The sequence below is a fragment of the Pseudomonas sp. BN515 genome (assembly GCF_029873155.1).
Lineage (GTDB): Bacteria > Pseudomonadota > Gammaproteobacteria > Pseudomonadales > Pseudomonadaceae > Metapseudomonas.
The window spans coordinates 1-17,379 of sequence record NZ_SSOH01000076.1 but is presented as its reverse complement, the minus strand read 5'-3'; the positions used below and the strand labels follow the sequence as shown (position 1 = coordinate 17,379).

General features: G+C 63.2%; 16 protein-coding genes and 4 tRNA genes. 14 read left to right on the top strand and 6 right to left on the bottom strand.

Going from position 1 to position 17,379, the window contains the following annotated elements:
• Positions 1–192: 192 nt before the first annotated feature.
• On the top strand, positions 193–2,067 hold the full coding sequence (locus E8E91_RS20940; protein ID WP_280378469.1) for an MFS transporter: 1,875 nt from the start codon (positions 193–195) through the stop codon (positions 2,065–2,067).
• A gap of 43 nt (positions 2,068–2,110) precedes the next feature.
• On the opposite strand, the gene sugE is transcribed toward E8E91_RS20940, so the two are convergent.
• Complete coding sequence (gene sugE, locus E8E91_RS20935) at positions 2,111–2,425, bottom strand: quaternary ammonium compound efflux SMR transporter SugE (RefSeq protein WP_190827484.1); 315 nt, start codon at positions 2,423–2,425, stop codon at positions 2,111–2,113.
• Positions 2,426–2,603: 178 nt separating this feature from the next.
• Entirely contained in the window at positions 2,604–3,524 is a 921-nt protein-coding gene (gene rdgC / locus E8E91_RS20930) for a recombination-associated protein RdgC (protein WP_280378468.1), read from the bottom strand.
• Between the two features lie 159 nt (positions 3,525–3,683).
• Between rdgC and E8E91_RS20925 the strand changes: the two genes are divergently transcribed.
• From E8E91_RS20925 to E8E91_RS20900, 6 genes are all read left to right on the top strand, one after another.
• A tRNA-Val gene (locus tag E8E91_RS20925) sits at positions 3,684–3,759 on the top strand.
• A gap of 15 nt (positions 3,760–3,774) precedes the next feature.
• Positions 3,775–3,851, top strand: a tRNA-Asp gene (locus tag E8E91_RS20920).
• 70 nt (positions 3,852–3,921) lie between these two features.
• Positions 3,922–3,997 (top strand) — tRNA-Val (locus tag E8E91_RS20915).
• Positions 3,998–4,012: 15 nt separating this feature from the next.
• Positions 4,013–4,089, top strand: a tRNA-Asp gene (locus tag E8E91_RS20910).
• A 214-nt stretch (positions 4,090–4,303) separates the two neighbouring features.
• Entirely contained in the window at positions 4,304–5,014 is a 711-nt protein-coding gene (locus E8E91_RS20905) for an FKBP-type peptidyl-prolyl cis-trans isomerase (RefSeq protein ID WP_280372103.1), read from the top strand.
• Positions 5,015–5,383: 369 nt separating this feature from the next.
• Entirely contained in the window at positions 5,384–5,818 is a 435-nt protein-coding gene (locus tag E8E91_RS20900) for a YkvA family protein (protein ID WP_280378466.1), read from the top strand.
• On the opposite strand, the gene E8E91_RS20895 is transcribed toward E8E91_RS20900, so the two are convergent.
• Complete coding sequence (locus tag E8E91_RS20895) at positions 5,806–6,567, bottom strand: ABC transporter substrate-binding protein (protein ID WP_280378462.1); 762 nt, start codon at positions 6,565–6,567, stop codon at positions 5,806–5,808. The genes E8E91_RS20900 and E8E91_RS20895 overlap by 13 nt on opposite strands.
• Positions 6,568–6,688: 121 nt before the next feature.
• Here E8E91_RS20895 and E8E91_RS20890 point away from each other — a divergent pair, with 121 nt between their 5' ends.
• The 3 genes from E8E91_RS20890 to E8E91_RS20880 are packed head-to-tail and all read left to right on the top strand — an operon-like array spanning position 6,689 to position 7,832.
• A complete protein-coding gene (locus E8E91_RS20890; RefSeq protein WP_280372106.1) occupies positions 6,689–7,003 on the top strand; it encodes a helix-turn-helix transcriptional regulator in 315 nt (104 codons plus the stop codon).
• Positions 7,000–7,365, top strand: coding sequence for a hypothetical protein (locus E8E91_RS20885; protein ID WP_280372107.1), 366 nt, complete (start codon positions 7,000–7,002; stop codon positions 7,363–7,365). Before E8E91_RS20890 ends, E8E91_RS20885 begins: the two co-directional genes overlap by 4 nt.
• Positions 7,365–7,832, top strand: coding sequence for a sel1 repeat family protein (locus tag E8E91_RS20880; RefSeq protein WP_280378460.1), 468 nt, complete (start codon positions 7,365–7,367; stop codon positions 7,830–7,832). The genes E8E91_RS20885 and E8E91_RS20880 overlap by 1 nt, the downstream gene beginning before the upstream one ends.
• A gap of 23 nt (positions 7,833–7,855) precedes the next feature.
• Here the strand turns inward: E8E91_RS20880 and E8E91_RS20875 are convergent, their stop codons facing one another.
• Entirely contained in the window at positions 7,856–9,601 is a 1,746-nt protein-coding gene (locus tag E8E91_RS20875) for a bifunctional diguanylate cyclase/phosphodiesterase (RefSeq protein ID WP_280378457.1), read from the bottom strand.
• A gap of 83 nt (positions 9,602–9,684) precedes the next feature.
• Positions 9,685–11,766 carry a carboxy terminal-processing peptidase gene (locus tag E8E91_RS20870; protein ID WP_280378455.1) on the bottom strand — a complete coding sequence of 694 codons (2,082 nt, stop codon included), beginning with the start codon at positions 11,764–11,766 and terminating at the stop codon, positions 9,685–9,687.
• 126 nt (positions 11,767–11,892) lie between these two features.
• Here E8E91_RS20870 and E8E91_RS20865 point away from each other — a divergent pair, with 126 nt between their 5' ends.
• The 4 genes from E8E91_RS20865 (at position 11,893) to E8E91_RS20850 (ending at position 16,057) form a co-directional block, all read left to right on the top strand.
• On the top strand, positions 11,893–12,858 hold the full coding sequence (locus E8E91_RS20865; protein ID WP_280372111.1) for an NAD(P)H-quinone oxidoreductase: 966 nt from the start codon (positions 11,893–11,895) through the stop codon (positions 12,856–12,858).
• Positions 12,859–13,014: 156 nt separating this feature from the next.
• Complete coding sequence (gene ahpC, locus E8E91_RS20860; RefSeq protein ID WP_190827504.1) at positions 13,015–13,578, top strand: alkyl hydroperoxide reductase subunit C; 564 nt, start codon at positions 13,015–13,017, stop codon at positions 13,576–13,578.
• Positions 13,579–13,839: 261 nt separating this feature from the next.
• Positions 13,840–15,396, top strand: coding sequence for an alkyl hydroperoxide reductase subunit F (gene ahpF / locus E8E91_RS20855; protein ID WP_280378454.1), 1,557 nt, complete (start codon positions 13,840–13,842; stop codon positions 15,394–15,396).
• Between the two features lie 121 nt (positions 15,397–15,517).
• Positions 15,518–16,057 carry a hypothetical protein gene (locus tag E8E91_RS20850; RefSeq protein WP_280378451.1) on the top strand — a complete coding sequence of 180 codons (540 nt, stop codon included), beginning with the start codon at positions 15,518–15,520 and terminating at the stop codon, positions 16,055–16,057.
• Between the two features lie 74 nt (positions 16,058–16,131).
• On the opposite strand, the gene modA is transcribed toward E8E91_RS20850, so the two are convergent.
• Positions 16,132–16,887, bottom strand: a complete 756-nt coding sequence (gene modA, locus E8E91_RS20845; RefSeq protein WP_280378449.1) for a molybdate ABC transporter substrate-binding protein — start codon at positions 16,885–16,887, stop codon at positions 16,132–16,134.
• Between the last annotated feature and the right edge of the window lie 492 nt (positions 16,888–17,379).

Sequence of the window (17,379 nt, the reverse complement as noted above, 5' to 3'; positions counted from 1 at the left end):
GGGCGCGCGGCCTTGTGGGAGCGATTTCAATCGCGAATGAATTCGCTCCCACAGGAAGGCGATTCCTGCGCAATGGCGCAAACATCTTTCCTGTGAATGTGGCTTTCGGCCAGCGTCCTGCTGTCCAATCAGCGACGTGCGGATTCAGTCGCACAGGGCTACTCCACTGCCAACCATCAGGTACCAAGGAAGATGAGCCAACACTCGCAATTCGCCCTGCTGGGCACGCGGCGGTTCCTGCCGTTCTTCGTGACCCAGCTGCTCGGCGCGTTCAACGACAACATCTTCAAGCAGTCGCTGATCCTCGCCATCCTCTACAAGCTCGCCATCTCTGGCGACAAGAGCATCTTCACCAACCTCTGCGCGCTGCTGTTCATCCTGCCGTTCTTCCTGTTTTCGGCCCTGGGTGGACAGTTCGGCGAGAAGTTCGCCAAGGACGCACTGATCCGCGCGATCAAGCTGGCTGAGGTGGCCATCATGGCGGTGGGGGCGCTGGGTTTCTTCTTCGACAGCCTGCCGCTGCTGTTCCTGGCACTGTTCGCCATGGGGACCCACTCGGCGCTGTTCGGCCCGGTGAAGTATTCGATCCTGCCGCAGGTGCTGCGGGAGGATGAGCTGGTGGGGGGCAACGCCCTGGTGGAAATGGGCACCTTCCTGGCCATCCTCGCCGGCACCATCAGCGCCGGCGTCATGATGTCCGTCGAGCGCTACGAGCCGGTGGTGGCTTGTGCCATCGTCTTCACCGCGAGCCTGGGTTACCTCGCCAGCCGCGGCATTCCCCGTGCGGCGGCGGCGCTTCCGGCGTTGAAACTGGACTGGAACATCTTCCGCCAGTCCTGGCAGATCATGCGCCTGGGGCTGGGCCAGCGGCCGTCGGTGTCGCGCTCGCTGGTGGGTAACTCCTGGTTCTGGTTCCTCGGCGCGGTGTACCTGACGCAGATCCCGGCCTACTCCAAGGAACTGCTGCATGGCGACGAAAGTGTGGTGACCCTGATCCTCACCGTGTTCTCGGTGGGGATCGCCATGGGTTCGATGCTCTGCGAACGCCTCTCTGGCGGCAAGGTGGAGATCGGCCTGGTGCCGTTCGGCTCCATCGGCCTGACCCTGTTCGGCCTGCTGCTCTGGTGGCATTCCGGCGAGTTTCCGCAGGGTGCTGTACCTCATGACTGGCTGGCGCTGCTGGGCCACGGCCAGGCCTGGCTGATCCTCGCCGACATCCTCGGCATCGGCCTGTTCGGTGGTTTCTACATCGTGCCGCTGTATGCGCTGATCCAGTCGCGCACGGCGGAGAACGAGCGGGCCCGGGTGATCGCCGCGAACAACATCCTCAATGCGTTGTTCATGGTGGTTTCGGCCGTCGCCTCGATCCTTTTCCTCAGCGTTGCCGGGCTGTCGATTCCCGAGCTGTTCCTGGTGGTGTCGCTGATGAACATCGCGGTGAACAGCTACATCTTCAAGATCGTTCCCGAGTTCACCATGCGCTTCCTCGTCTGGCTGCTGGGCCATTCCATGTACCGCGTGGAGCACAAGGGCCTGGAAGCGATTCCTGATGAAGGTCCGGCGGTGCTGGTGTGCAACCACGTGTCCTTCGTCGATGCGCTGCTGATTGGCGGTGCGGTGCGGCGGCCGGTGCGCTTCGTCATGTACTACAAGATCTACCAGCTGCCGGTGCTGAACTTCATCTTCCGTACCGCCGGGACCGTGCCTATCGCTGCGCGCCACGAGGACCTGCTGGTGTATGACGCGGCTTTCAAGAAGATCGCCGAGTACCTGCGCAACGGCGAAGTGGTATGCATCTTCCCCGAGGGCAAGCTGACCGGCGACGGCGAACTGAACGAGTTCAAGAGTGGCATCGAGCGCATCCTCGAGGAGAACCCGGTGCCGGTGATCCCGATGGCTTTGCAGGGGCTCTGGGGCAGCTTCTTCAGCCGCGACCCGGGCAAGGGCTTCTTCAGGCGATTCTGGTCGCACATCCGCCTGGTGGCCGGTGCGCCCGTGTCTCCGGAAATGGCTGATCGGCAGACCCTGCAATTGCAGGTGGCCGAATTGCGAGGGGATGCCCGCTGAATGAAAAAGCCCGCCGATTGGCGGGCTTTTTCATGGGGGCCGGTCAGTGGCTGAGCTTGAGGCCGACCAGGCCGCCGATGATCAGGGCGACGCTGAGCAGGCGCACCAGCGCCATCGATTCGCCGAACAGGATGACCCCGGCGATCACCGTGCCGACCGCGCCGACGCCGGTCCAGATGGCGTAGGCGGTGCCGAGCGGCAGCTCCTTCATGGCCAGGCCCAGCAGACCAAGGCTGATGATCATGGCGAGGGCGGTGAGGGCGGTGGGCAGTGGCTTGCTGAAACCGTCGGTGTACTTCAGGCCTACGGCCCAACCCACCTCGAACAGGCCGGCGAAGAAGAGAATGATCCAGGACATGGTGAACTCCAGATGGACGACAGATTGAGGCGGGGCCGTCCCCGGTGATCACTCGCAGAGTGGTAAGGTCGTCCTTACGCTGTGCAGTATTTTGCACATCTTGACTGCTTGGGCAAGTCCGCCGGGATCGACGGACCTGCCCAAGCAGGGGAGCGCCGGTGGGGCCGGCGCGGCAGGGTCAGACGCCCTGGGGAATCTCTTCGCCGCCGAGGGCTTCGAACAGCTGGGGGATGAACTCCACCAGGGTCAGCATCATCAGGGTGAAGCTGGCGTCGAGCTGGCTCAGGGCGTCTTCGCCGCCGTCCTGCTCGGCCTTCTCCTGCAGCAGGTCCTCGAAGCGCAGGCGCTTGATTACCAGCTTGTCGTCGAGGATGAAGGACAGCTTGTCCTGCCAGGCCAGGGACAGCTGGGTGACCAGCTTGCCGGAGGTCAGGTGCAGCTGGATCTCATCGCTGGTCAGGTCCTGGCGCTTGCAGCGCACCACGCCGCCGTCTTCGTCGGTATCGCGCAGCTCGCATTCGTCCAGCACATAGAAGTCGCTGGCGGCTTCCTGGGTCTGGACCCACTGGGTGAGGGTGGCGGTGGGGGCAATCTTCACCGAGGCCGGGCGCACCGGCAGCGAGCCGATGGCTTCACGCAGGGTGGAGAGCAGGTCCTCGGCGCGCTTCGGGCTGGAGGCGTCCACCAGGATCAGGCCCTGGGCCGGGGCGATGGCAGCGAAGGTGGCGGACTTGCGGATGAACGCGCGCGGCAGGAAGGTCTGGACGATCTCGTCCTTCAGTTGGTCGCGTTCCTTCTTGTAGACCTTGCGCATCTGCTCGGTCTCGATCTGGTCGACCTTCTCCTTCAGGGCATCGCGCACCACGCTGCCCGGGAGAATGCGCTCTTCCTTGCGCGCGGAGATCAGGAAGAAGCCCTCGCTCACGTGCACCAGTGGCGCATCCGCGCCCTTGCCGAAGGGCGCCACGAAACCGTAGGTGGTCAGCTCCTGGCTGGCACAGGGCCGGGCCGGCTTGGTTGCCAGCGCGGCTTCCAGCGCCTCGGCATCGATATCCAGATCCTGGGTGAGGCGATAGACAAGCAGGTTGCGAAACCACATAGGGGGAAAACCTCCGGACACAAAGCGCGCATTATTCTCACCGGGAGGCGTCGGGCTCAACCCTGAGCTAAGCCTTTGGAAGGCCTGAGAATTTTTTTTCAAAAGGGGCTTGCCAGGGTTCGGATACCTCTCTAGAATGCGCCCCACTTCGAGAGTGAAGGGTGATTAGCTCAGCCGGGAGAGCATCTGCCTTACAAGCAGAGGGTCGGCGGTTCGATCCCGTCATCACCCACCAATCTCGCAGTTACGCGCAGCGGTAGTTCAGTCGGTTAGAATACCGGCCTGTCACGCCGGGGGTCGCGGGTTCGAGTCCCGTCCGCTGCGCCATATTCAGAGCCCTCAGGTAGTAATGCCTGGGGGCTTTTAATTTAGATGCGATCCCGTTTGGATCGTATTTGGGTGATTAGCTCAGCTGGGAGAGCATCTGCCTTACAAGCAGAGGGTCGGCGGTTCGATCCCGTCATCACCCACCATTTTCAAGGTTACGCGCAGCGGTAGTTCAGTCGGTTAGAATACCGGCCTGTCACGCCGGGGGTCGCGGGTTCGAGTCCCGTCCGCTGCGCCACTATAAAAGCCCTCAGGTAGTGATACCTGAGGGCTTTTTCTTTGCCCGCCCAAAAGGGCTTACAAGTCCGACATCATTACTTACGTGATGCCGCGCAAGTCGCTGAACTAATTGGCGGGGCTCCGTTCTTATTGCCCATAGCCACTCCGCGCGGCGGCCTGCTAAGCTCGCCGCTCAATCGTATTGCCATCATGGCGACAGACAAGGATTCAGCATGAAACAACATCGGTTGGCCGCCGCTGTGGCCCTCGTGGGCCTGGTTCTCGCGGGCTGCGATTCGCAGACCAGCGTTGAACTCAAGACTCCGGCCCAGAAGGCCTCCTACGGTATTGGCCTGAACATGGGCAAGAGCCTCGCCCAGGAAGGCATGGATGACCTCGATCCCAAGGCTGTCGCCCAGGGCATCGAAGACGCCATCGGCAAGAAGGAACAGCGCCTGAAGGATGAAGAGCTGGTGGAAGCCTTCGCCTTCCTGCAGAAGCGTGCCGAAGAGCGCATGACCGCGCTGAACGCCGAGAACGCCAAAGCCGGCAAGAAATTCCTCGAAGACAACGGCAAGCGCGAAGGCGTGGTGACCACCGCCTCCGGCCTGCAGTACGAGATCGTGAAGAAGGCTGAAGGCGCGCAGCCCAAGGCCACCGACGTGGTGACCGTTCACTACGAAGGCAAGCTGACCGATGGCACCGTGTTTGACAGCTCCATTCAGCGTGGCAGCCCCATCGACCTGCCGGTCAATGGCGTGATTCCGGGCTGGGTCGAAGGTCTGCAACTGATGCACGTGGGTGAGAAGGTCAAGCTCTTCATTCCGAGCGAGCTGGCCTACGGCGAGCAGAGCCCGAGCCCGGCCATTCCGGCCAACTCGGTGCTGGTGTTCGACCTGGAACTGCTTGGCATCAAGGACCCGAACGCCGCTGACAAGCAGTAAGCAGCAGTCGGTTCCCGCAACGCCCCGTCTCGACGGGGCGTTTTCGTTTTTGGGGTAGTCTCACTAGAACCACGAAGCGACCTTTTGGTCACATCGGGAGTGGGGCGTCGGGAAAGTGTTACGGTTATGCACATGACGGGGTAACCGCGCTCGTAGCGAATGCGACCTGAGGTCGCATTGCGGACCGTCCGGTCAAATGCTTGATTTTGCTGGTCTTTTGGCGCTGGGTAAAATTTGCCCGATCTGTCGCGGAGCCCCATGACATGGGCCTTTTCCCCGTTCTGTGGAAAACTGTTAACAAGGTTATCCACAGATTTCGTGGATAACCGCGCCGAGCTCTCTAGGCCAGGCTTTTGCCGAGGATCACCCATGAAAGCACCCTGGAATTTCGAGCGTTACCTGACGTTGGCACAGCGTTTCCTCGCGGGTGGGCGTTTGCCTTCGCTGCTGCTGGCGGTATCGCGCAAGAGCACGAGCCAGAGCGGTCGGCTCGGTGCGGTGAAGGAGGACCTGCGACTGTTACTGTCCCTCGCCAACGCCTGGCTGAGGGGGGAGTACCGTCAGATCAATCCAAAAGCGTTTCTGGCTGTGGTGGGCGCCTTGCTCTATTTCGTCACGCCACTCGATGCGCTGCCGGACTGGCTGGTGGGGATGGGCTTCGTCGACGACCTGGCGGTGTTGGCCTGGGTCCTGAAAACCTGGGGCGGCGAATTGGATGCCTTCCGTGCCTGGCGAGCCGGGCAGGCCCCGGAAGTTCAGGCGGCGCTGGAACGCTTGCCGGCGTCGGACTCTCAGCGATCCTGAAGGCCGGCGCGCCGCTGCTCGCCCTGTAGCAGCGCTTCAAGTTCGCCGCTGTCGCGCAGCTTCTGCAGCGCGGCGTCCAATCGATCCGCCTGTATCGGCAACTGGCTGCCATAGGCGCAATGGATGCGGTAACGCTCCACTACCCAGGGGCTGAAGACCAGTGGAGCGTCGGGGCGCGCCGCCAGTTCGTAGGCCAGGCTGCGGCGCATGTCGATGATGGCGTCCAGCCGCTTGTGGCTGAGCAGGTTCAGGCGGGTATCCAGGTCGCGCACGTCCTTGCGTTGCACATCATGATTAGCGAAGGCTTCCATCAGCGGCAGGCTGTAGGCGAATCCCAGGCTGGTGCCCAGCACCTTGCCCTTGAGGTCGGCCAGGCCAAGGATGCTCGGGGTGTCGCGATGCTGGAGGAGGGCGTCCTCCTCCTCGAACAGGGGCGGTGACCAGTGAAAGGCAGAGGCGTCCACCATCCACTCCGGATTGGAATTGCAGATCAGGTGGATGCGGCCGTTCTTCAGGGATTCCTCGATGCGCTTGTTCGGGGTTTCGATGAAGCTCACCGAGACGGACAGCTCCTTGGCGATACGCTCGCCAAGGCGGAAGACGAATCCGCCGAGCAAGGCATGGTCGCTTATCTGTGCGTAAGGCATGCCGTCGGCAGGGCCGAAGCCCCAGCGCAGCTCCTGGGCGAGCAGCAGGCCGGGCCAGAGGCTGGCAAGTATCCAGAGAACTACACGAAATTGCCGCGTCACGAGCCTTCCCCCGCTTGGTGGACGCAGTATAGTTCACCCTCTGCGGGCCCTTGGCCTGATAAGATGGCCGCCTGCATGGAGGTGCTGAAGCAGTCGGCACTGCGTTCCACGGGGAGCTTCAATGAGTGTGCAAGTGATCATGCGTGACGGTCAGGCGGAATATGCGGTTCTGCCCTGGGCCGAGTACCAGGCGCTGCTGCGCGCCGCCGGCCAGGGCACCACTGAAACGGCCGCTGAACCAACCAGGACGGCGCTCGGACAACTGAAGTCGCTGCGCGAGGCCCAGGGCCAGAGCCTGGAGCAACTGGCCCGCGCCGTGGGCATCAGTCCCCATTACCTGGGGCTGATCGAAAGCGGCGAACGCGAACCTGATGAAGCCATCAAGCGCGGCTTGGCGCGCGTTCTCGGGGTCTCCGGCTGGGAGTCCGGATCTTGAGTCTGCGAATCAGCCGCCAGCACTGGCAAGCCCTGTTGACCGAACTGGAGGATGCCCGCCGTCAGCGCCATCTGCTGACCTATCGGGCATTGATCGAACGTCTGCAACTGCCGTCCCCGGCCATGCAGACCCTCACTGCGGCCCTTGAGCACCTGGCCGCCCTCGATGCACGCGCCGAGCGTCCGCTGCGCAGTTCCCTGGTGATCAGCCAGGGCGCCAGTCGCCTGCCGCGCACCGGCTTCTTCGAGTGCGTCGAACGCCTGGGCCGTTTCTCCGGTCCGCCGGATGGCACCGCTGCGGCGTCCTGGCATGCCGCTGAAGTGGTGCGCGTGTTCGAGTTCAGTTACCCCGCGGAGCAGTGATGCCCTGGAAGCTGCGGGCCCGGATCGGCTACCAGGTCGCGCGTTGGCTGATGCGCTTCCCCAAGTTGGTGGCCCAGCCCCGTGTCTGGCAGTGGATGCAGGGCCAGTACGCGCGTATGGCGGCCCTGGGTGACGTGCCGGCGCAGAGCTTCTATGGCCATTTGCTGCTGCATCGTGGTCACGGCTTCGGGGCGCGGGAGGAGGGCATCCGCCTGCTGCGCCTGGCCGCGCAGGGTGGTGATGGCAAATCCGCCTATCAACTGGGCGTACTGAGCCTCGCTGGCGATGCCCGACAGGCGCCGGATGCCGCCGAGGCCGCGCGTTGGTGGAGCCTGGCAGCCGATGCCGGTCATCCGCTGGCTGCGCGTAAGCTGGCCGATCTCTATCGCGACGGCGGGCCGGGCCTGGAGCCTGATCCCGTCGCCGCCGAGCGTGCCGCCCGGCAAGCGGGCGAACTCGGCCTCTGAGCCGGCCGCGAGCCGGCAGTCCTTCAATCCGCTTCGATGATGTGCAGGCTGTAGCCGGGCATGGCCTTCGCATGGCGCTTGGATTCCGAGGCGAGTCCCGCGAGCTGCGAGGCGTCCAGCCTGGCGCAGTCCTCCGGCCGCAGCGTCACCACGCCGATGGACAGCGACAGCAACGGGAATTCCTCGCGCTGGCCATGGCGGTTATGGGCGACGAAGCAGCCCGCCTGCAGGTGATCGCTGCGATAGAAGCGCCGGCACTGGCCCTGGAAATCCTCCAGCAGGTAATTGAGCCGAGCGCGCCAATCATCCGAACCCAGCACCAGCAGGAAGTCGTCGCCACCGATATGGCCGACGAAATCCCGCGCCGGGTCCACCCGCTCGCTCAGGCACTGGGCCAGGCAGAGCAGCACCTCGTCGCCCTTGGCGTAGCCATAGAGGTCGTTGAAGGGCTTGAAGCTGTCGATGTCCACGTAGCAGACCACCGCCTGGCGACGCTGCTGCAACAGGCGCGTCAGACACTGCTGGATGGGCACATTGCCCGGTAGCAGGGTCAACGGGTTGGCGTGGCGGGCCTGCTGGATCTTCAGTTCGGTAATCAGCTTGAGCACGTCGATCACCCGCCCCAGGCCACGGTAGCGGCCGTCGAGGATGATGATGAAATCCTCTTCGATGCGCTGCCGTGCGCGACTGGTGATCAGGCGGCTGACCTGCTGTAGCGACTGCCCCATCTCCACGGCGAGGAAGTCGGTACTCATCAGCCTGTTGACCGATTTGCGGGTGAACAGGTCGGTAGCGAAGGGGCGCAGCAAGGCTTCCGAGAGCAGGTGGCGGTGGACGATGCCCACCGGACGTTGCTGGTCGTCCAGCACCGCCAGGGAGTTGAGGTTGGCCTGGGCGCGGAAGGCTTCCAGCACCTCGTGGATCGGCGTGTCCTCATGCACCGCCGGTTGCTCGTTGAGCAGGGCGGACAGGTCGCTGCTTTCCTCGTTCATGCTGCCGATGGATTCCAGCGGCGGCAGCAGTGCGCGGGCATCGCGCGACGGGTGCTCCTGTGGGCGGCCGAGCAGGTAGCCCTGGACCAGATCGACGCCCATTTCCGCCAGCACTGCCAGTTCTTCCGGCAGTTCGATGCCTTCGGCGATGACCTGGGCGCGCGAGGCCTTGGCCATCTTCAGGATGGATTCGACGAACTCGCGCTTCACTGAGTCCTGGTGGATGCCGTCGATGAAGTGGCGGTCGATCTTCACGTAGTCCGGGCGCAGCTCGGACCACAGGCGCAGACTGGAGTAGCCGGCTCCCAGGTCATCCAGGGCAATGGAGAAGCCCATGGCGCGGTAGTGGTGCAGGGCGGTGTCGAGCAGGTTGAAGTCTTCGGTCGGAGTCTGTTCGGTCAGCTCGATCACTACCTGGCTGGGCGGGATGCCGAATGCCTGCAGCATCTTCAGCGTGCGCCCCGGCTGGTGCGCCGGGTCGAGCAGGGATTCGGGGGAGACGTTGAGGAACAGCAGGCCGTCGAGCTTGAGTTCCTTGAAACGTCGGCATGCGCTTTTGCGGCAGGCCATTTCCAGTTCGCTCAGGCGTCCGGCATGACGTGCCACGGCGAACAGGGTTACCGGTGGATGCAATGGACTGTTGGACGGGCCGCGGGTCAGTGCCTCGTAACCGAGGATGCGCCGTTCCGACAGCGACAGGATTGGCTGGAACAGGCTGTGCAAGTCCCCGTGAGCGAGGATCAGGCCCAGCGCGCTCAACTGCTCGGTGACGGTCATGCTGTTACTCGTGAAAAAGAAAGGGGCCGCATTCGCGGCCCCCGGATTTCACGACAGTTATGTGACGGCGTTATGACATCATTTCAATGTTTGGCCACTGCGGCGTTCAAACCCAGGTAATCCAGCAGGATCTGCCCGGTTTCGGTCAGGTAGGCGTCGTCTTCCGGCTTGGTCTTTTCCTCTTCCACCGGCACGGCATCCTCGTCTTCAGGCTTGAGCTCCTTCAGCAGCTCTTCACCCTTGGCCTTGCGGCGGGTGTTTTCCATCGCCAGCTGCTTGGCTTCGATATCGGCCTGCTCGGTGCGCCGCTTGGCCTCATTGAGGCTGACCACGGTGTCCTTCATCAGCTTCTGGGCCAGCGCCAGGCGCTCGCGGCTGTAGACGAAGTCCGGGTCGTCCGCGGTGCGCGAATCGTGGCGGGCCTTCAGCTCGGCCAGGAACGGCTTGAACGGGTCCAGCTCGGGCTTGATCGCAGGTCGGATGCTGTCCCAGGGCATGGCCTCGGGCAGGGCGCTCTCGCCGATCTGCTTGGTATCCACCACCGAGGGGTACTCGATGTCCGGCAGTACGCCCTGATGCTGGGTGCTCTGACCGGAGACGCGGTAGAACTTGGCCAGGGTCAGCTTCAGTTCACCGTGGTTCAGCGGCTGGATGGTCTGCACGGTACCTTTGCCGAAGGTCTGGCCGCCGATGATCAGTGCGCGGTGGTAGTCCTGCATGGCGCCGGCAAAGATCTCCGAGGCCGAGGCGGACAGGCGGTTGACCAGCACGGCCATCGGGCCGGTATAGAAGGCGCCGGTGTTCTCGTCGGCCAGCACGTCGACGCGGCCGTCGCTGTTGCGTACCAGCACGGTCGGGCCCTGGTCGATGAACAGGCCGGTCAGCTCGGTGGCTTCCTGCAGGGAGCCGCCGCCGTTGTTGCGCAGGTCGATGACCACGCCGTCGACTTTCTCCTTCTGCAGCTCGCCGAGGAGTTTCTTCACGTCGCGGGTGGTGCTCTTGTACTCGGGGTCGCCGGCGCGGAACGCCTTGAAGTCCAGGTAGAAGGCCGGAACCTCGATCACGCCAAGCTTGAACTTGCTGCCTTCATGCTCGAGGTTGAGGACGGATTTCTTCGCTGCCTGTTCTTCCAGCTTCACCGCTTCACGGGTGATGGCGACCACCTTGCTGGTCTGGTCGTTCGGTGCATTGCTCGCCGGAATCACTTCCAGGCGAACCACCGAGCCTTTCGGGCCGCGGATCAGCTTGACCACTTCGTCCAGGCGCCAGCCGATCACGTCGACCATCTCGCCATTGCCCTGGGCAACGCCGACAATCTTGTCCGCGGGAGCCACCTGCTTGCTCTTCTCGGCCGGACCGGCCGGCACCAGGCGCACCACCTTCACGTACTCGTTGTCGCTCTGCAGCACGGCGCCGATGCCCTCGAGGGACAGGCTCATGTTGATGTCGAAGTTCTCCGCGTTGTCCGGGGAGAGGTACTGGGTGTGCGGGTCGTAGGTCTGCGCGAAGGCGTTGATATAGGCCTGGAACACGTCCTCGCCACGGGTCTGGTCGAGGCGCGAAAGCTGGTTCTTGTAGCGCTTGATCAGCAGCTCCTGGATGGCCTTGGGTTCTTTCTTTGCCAGCTTCAGGCGCAGGACTTCGTCCTTCACGCGCTTGCGCCAGAGGTCGTCGAGGGCGGCGCGGTCCTTGGCCCACGGCGCTTTCTCGCGGTCGGTTTCCAGGTTTTCGTCGACGGTGAAGTCGATCTTGTCGACGCCTTGATCCAGCATCGCCAGGGCGAAGTCCAGGCGCTCCTTGAGGCGGTCCAGATGGCGCTTGTAGATGACGAAGCCGGGTTCCAGGTCGCCGCTTTTCAGCAGGTCGTCGAAACGCGTGCGCCACTTGTCGAATTCAGCGATATCGCCGGCGGTGAAGTACATCCGCGCCGGGTCGAGGAGCTTGAGGTAGCCCTCGTAGATCTTCACCGAGCGCTCATCGTTGAGCGGCGGCTTGTTGTAGTGATGGCGCTTGAGCAGCTCCACCACATTGAGGCTGGCGATGACCTGTTCACGGTCGGGCTGAAGGGCGTCCCAGCTGTCCGGGGCGGTTGGGGCGGCATGCAGCGGCAGAACGCTGACGCTGAGGGCCAAGGCAAGTGCAGAACTGATCAGGGAGCGCTTCATGCTGATTCGACGTCGGGACAGGTGATAACGCATATTAGGCCGTAATTGAGGGCGCCGGGTTCCATTGGCGCAAAGCGAAGGCCCGGCGAGTCGCCGGGCCAGATCCAAGCTCACTATGGAGGCACCGTGAAGGCATTGCAAGGCGTCGACGGACGCGTGGAGTGGGGGGAGCGGGCCAGCCCGGCCTGTGATGTGGGGCAAGTGCGGATTCGCGTGGCCGCTGCTGGCCTGAACCGTGCCGACCTGCTGCAGCGCGCGGGGCTCTACCCGCCGCCGCCTGGGGCCAGCGACATCCTCGGCCTGGAAGCTTCCGGGGTGATCACCGAAGTCGGCGCCGGTAGTGGCGCCTGGCAGGTGGGCGATCGCGTCTGCTGCCTGCTGGCCGGTGGTGGCATGGCCGAAGAGGTGGTTGTGGATGCGCGTCACGTGCTGCCGGTGCCCGAGGGTCTTTCCCTGGCCGAAGCCGCAGCGCTGCCGGAAGTCTATGCAACCGCCTGGCTCAACCTGTTCCAGCTGGCGGCACTGAAGCCCGGCGAGAAGGTGCTGTTGCACGCGGGTGCCAGTGGCGTCGGTTCCGCGGCCATCCAGCTGTGCAAGGCTTTCGGCAACCCTTGCTGGGTCAGCGTGGGTTCGGCCGAGCGCCTGGCCTACTGCGAATCCCTCGGCGCCCAGGGCGGCGCGCTGCGTGGCGAGGACCTGGAAGGCCTGCGTGACTTCGCGCCCTTCGATGTGATCCTCGACCCGGTCGGAGGCAATTACGCCAGCCTCAATCTGGCGCTGGCCGCCGTCGACGGTCGCTGGGTGAACATCGGTCTGATGGGGGGACGCAAGGCTGAGCTCGACATGGCGCTGCTGCTCGGCAAGCGGGTACAGCTGATCGGCTCGACCCTGCGTAGCCGTGACGAACAGTTCAAGGCCGATCTCATCAGCGAATTGCGCCAGCACGTCTGGCCGCTGTTCGAGGAAAGCCGCCTGCAGCCGCGCCTGGAACGTGCCTTCCCCGCGAAGGATGCCGAGGCAGCTTTCGAGGCCCTGGCCAGCAACCAGGTAGAAGGAAAACTGGTACTGCTGCTGGACGAAAGCCTGGTGTGACGCCCGCTGCTCCGACGCTCCAACCCGCATGGTACGGGGCGTCGGGGAGTTGCATTGAGGTAATCAATCGTTCTGATGGGGTCATTCAATATGATCTTTTTGGAATAACCCAATAGTCTTTGTCGGGTAAATTTCTAACCCAACGAGGACGTTGCGATGTCTCTGATCAATACCGAAGTCAAACCGTTCAAAGCCACCGCCTACCACCAGGGCAAGTTCGTCGAACTGACCGAAGCCAACCTGAAAGGCAAGTGGTCCGTATTCTTCTTCTACCCGGCTGACTTCACCTTCGTTTGCCCGACCGAGCTGGGCGACCTGGCTGACAACTACGCCGAGTTCCAGAAGCTGGGTGTGGAAATCTACGGCGTGTCCACCGACACCCACTTCACCCACAAGGCCTGGCACGACACTTCCGACACCATCGGCAAGATCCAGTACCCGCTGGTTGGCGACCCGACCTGGGTTCTGTCCAAGAACTTCGAAGTTCTGATCGAAGAAGCTGGCCTGGCTGACCGTGGCACCTTCGTGATCGACCCGGAAGGCAAGATCCAGATCGTTGAAGTCAACGCCGGCGGTATCGGCCGTGACGCCCAGGAGCTGCTGCGCAAGGTCAAGGCTGCCCAGTACGTTGCCGCTCACCCGGGCGAAGTCTGCCCGGCCAAGTGGAAGGAAGGCGAAGCGACCCTCGCCCCGTCCCTGGATCTGGTAGGCAAGATCTAAAAATGGGCGGAACGCTGCTGCACTAGGCATTGCTGCGTTGAAATCAGGCTCGGGCTGCTCATTTACAGCTCGTAAACTCCGCGCCCTCGCCTGATTTCGCCTTGCACTGCCGTCGCTCGCGACGTGTTCCATCCCATTTTCGCTTCATGCTCCGGCAGATGGCTTCGCGCCATCCGCCAGCACCACACCCCTCATCCCGCTTCGGGCGGTCGGCAACGACCGTCGAGGGGTGACTCATGCCCGCAATAAAGGAATTCGCACATGTTGGACGCCAATCTTAAAACTCAGTTGAAGGCCTACCTCGAAAAGGTCACCCAGCCGTTCGAGATCGTCGCGTCCCTCGATGACAGCGACAAATCCCGCGAGCTGCTCGGGCTGCTGCAAGACATCGTCGGCCTGACCGACAAGATCACCCTGAAGACCGATGGCAGCGACGCGCGTCGCCCGTCGTTCTCCCTGAATCGCCCCGGTGCGGACATTTCCCTGCGCTTCGCCGGCATCCCCATGGGCCACGAGTTCACCTCGCTGGTGCTGGCCCTGCTGCAGGTGGGCGGTCATCCGTCCACGCTCGGTGCCGACGTGATCGAGCAGATCAAGTCGATCGAGGGCGAGTTCACCTTCGAAACTTATTTCTCGTTGTCCTGCCAGAACTGCCCCGACGTGGTGCAGGCGCTGAACCTGATGGCCGTGCTCAACCCGAACATCCGCCACGTCGCCATCGACGGCGCGTTGTTTCAGGGCGAGGTCGAGCAGCGCCAGATCATGTCGGTGCCGAGCATCTACCTGAACGGTGAAGTGTTCGGCCAGGGCCGTATGGGCGTGGAAGACATCCTCGCCAAGATCGACACCGGCGCCGCCGCTCGCGATGCTGAGAAACTCAACGCCAAGGCGGCCTTCGACGTGCTGGTGATCGGTGGTGGCCCCGCCGGTGCTTCCGCCGCGATCTACGCCGCGCGTAAAGGCATCCGCACCGGCGTTGCCGCCGAGCGTTTCGGCGGCCAGGTGCTGGACACCATGGCCATCGAGAACTTCATCTCGGTGCAGGAGACCGAAGGCCCGAAACTGGCCCGTGCCCTGGAAGAGCACGTCAAGCAGTACGAGGTCGACATCATGAATCTGCAGCGCGCCAGCGCACTGGTTCCGGCCAAGGCTGAAGGCGAGCTGCATGAAGTGAAATTCGAGAGCGGTGCCAGCCTCAAGGCCAAGACCGTGATCCTTTCCACTGGTGCCCGCTGGCGCGAAATGAATGTGCCGGGCGAGCGGGAATACAAGGCCAAGGGCGTGTGCTTCTGCCCGCACTGTGACGGCCCGCTGTTCAAGGGCAAGCGCGTGGCGGTGATCGGCGGTGGCAACTCCGGCGTGGAAGCGGCCATCGACCTGGCCGGCATCGTCGGCCACGTCACCCTGATCGAGTTCGACGACAAGCTGCGGGCCGACGCCGTGCTGCAGAAGAAGCTGGCCAGCCTGCCCAACGTCAAGGTCATCAAGAGCGCGCTGACCACCGAAGTGAAAGGCGATGGCCAGAAGGTCACCGGCCTGGTCTACAAGGACCGCACCACCGATGAGCTGCATACCGTGGAGCTGGAAGGCATTTTCGTGCAGATCGGCCTGCTGCCCAACAGCGAGTGGCTGAAGGGCGTGGTGGAGCTGTCGCCGCGTGGCGAGATCATCGTCGACGCCAAGGGCCAGACCAATATCCCCGGCGTGTTCGCCGCCGGTGACGTGACGACGGTTCCGTACAAGCAGATCGTGATCGCCGTGGGCGAGGGCGCCAAGGCGTCGCTGGGTGCCTTCGATCACCTGATCCGTACGACCTGACTTTACTCAGCGTGGTGTGCTGAAGTGGCGGAGGCTCGCAAGAGACCTCCGCTTTTTTTATGTCCGCGCGGCTTCCCTGTATCCTTCGCGCTTTCGTTCTTCAAGCGGCAGGGCTCATCTCGTGAAACAGCAACTTATCGAATTGATTACGGCAATCAGCTCCGGCTGCATGGCCGAGGATGAGATCGAAGGTGTCGCTTCTGAAGCGGCCCAGGCCTACGCCGATGCGGACGCCTTCCTCGCTGCGAACCCCGATATCAACTACGACGACAGCTTCCCCATTCCCCTGGGCGAATGGGTGGTAGTGGGCAGCCTGCCCGAGACCGTGCTGTTCCAGGCCGACAGCTACGACCAACTGTTCCAGCAGGTAGTGGATTCCTTCGGGCCGAGCGTGAATTTCGTGCTCAAGCCCAAGCAACTGGTGAAAGTCGAGCCGCTCAAGGCCCTGAATCGCATCCAGGTGCAGATGGGCAGCCTCTACCCGGAAAAGGGCGGCTACGTGCTGGTGGATTTCAGCGAACCGCTGGATGACGAGCTGCAGTGCGTGCTGGTCTACAAGAACGACCTGGAGAAGGTCATGCAGCTGGCCGTGGACGTCGGCATCTACGCCGCACCGGCCTACGAGGCCCTCAAGGCCGCGATGGAAGAGGGCGACGACTGAGTCGCCGCTGACTGGCTCCCCTCTCCCTTTGGGATAGGGGCTGGGGGTGAGGGTGTTTCACCCCCGCGCAGTCCTTACAGCTGATAGCCGTAGGACTTGATCACTTCTGCGGCTTTCGGGCCTTTCAGGTAATCCACCAGCGCCCTGGCGGCCGGGTTGGATTCACCCTTCTTCAGAATCAGCGCGTCCTGCTTGATCGGCTCATGCAGCTCGGCCGGCACGATCCAGGCGGAGCCGCTGGTGATCTTGCCATCCTTGTACACCTGGGACAGGGCGACGAAGCCCAGCTCCGCGTTGCCGCTGGAGACGAACTGCAGCGCCTGGGTGATGTTCTGGCCTTCCACCAGCTTCGGCTTCACGGTCGCGGTCAGGCCCAGCTTGTCCAGCACCTGGGTGGCCGCCAGGCCGTAGGGCGCGCCTTTCGGGTTGGCGATGGACAGGTGCTTGTACTGGCCGCTCTTCAGCACGTCGCCCTTGGCATCCACATAGCCGTCCTGCGCGGACCACAGCACCAGGGTGCCGATGGCGTAGGTGAAGCGCGAACCGGGCACGGCATCGCCTTCCTTCTCCAGCTTGGCCGGGGTGGTGTCATCGGCCGACAGGAAGACCTCGAAGGGCGCACCGTTCTTGATCTGGGTGTAGAACTGGCCGGTGGCGCCGTAGGCGGCGACCAGCTTGTGGCCGGTGTCCTTTTCGAAATCCTTGGCGATGGCCTGGATCGGCGCGGTGAAGTTGGCGGCGACGGCCACCTGGACTTCCGCAGCCGAGGCGCTGCCCAGGGCGAACAGGGCGGCGAACGCGGCGGCGGCGCGGGTGAGGCGATGGCTCATGGGATGACTCCTTGGTGAAGTGCTGAGGTTGTCGTTATGTAGATTTTTATACAGCGAGGAGGGCGCATTGTTGGGATTTGTTGACTTTGAAGTCAAGTTTCTATTTGATTTGCGCCGCCCGCCGATCCGCTCCGTCGATCTCTTGATCAGGTCGCTGATGTTCGCCTATCGCTATATACAAAACAATACAGCGATGAGGGGTCGGCTTGGGGAGCATCCCAAGACCCAAATGCATCGGCCCTTGGCCAATGAATTCGCCCCTACAGGGAGAGGGGCTTTTGCAGATTGGTCAGAGCGCAGCGAAGCCCAACGAGGTGGGCCGAAACGCCGTGAGTTGGGCTTCGCTTAGCTCAGCCACAACCTACAGGGATGTTCAGCGGCTGGACGCCGGCACGGACCGCCCCCTCTCCCGCTTGCGGGAGAGGGTTGGGGTGAGGGAAGCAGGGCTGGGCGCGGAGTCAGATGTGTTGGGCTTCGCTGCGCTCTGCACCA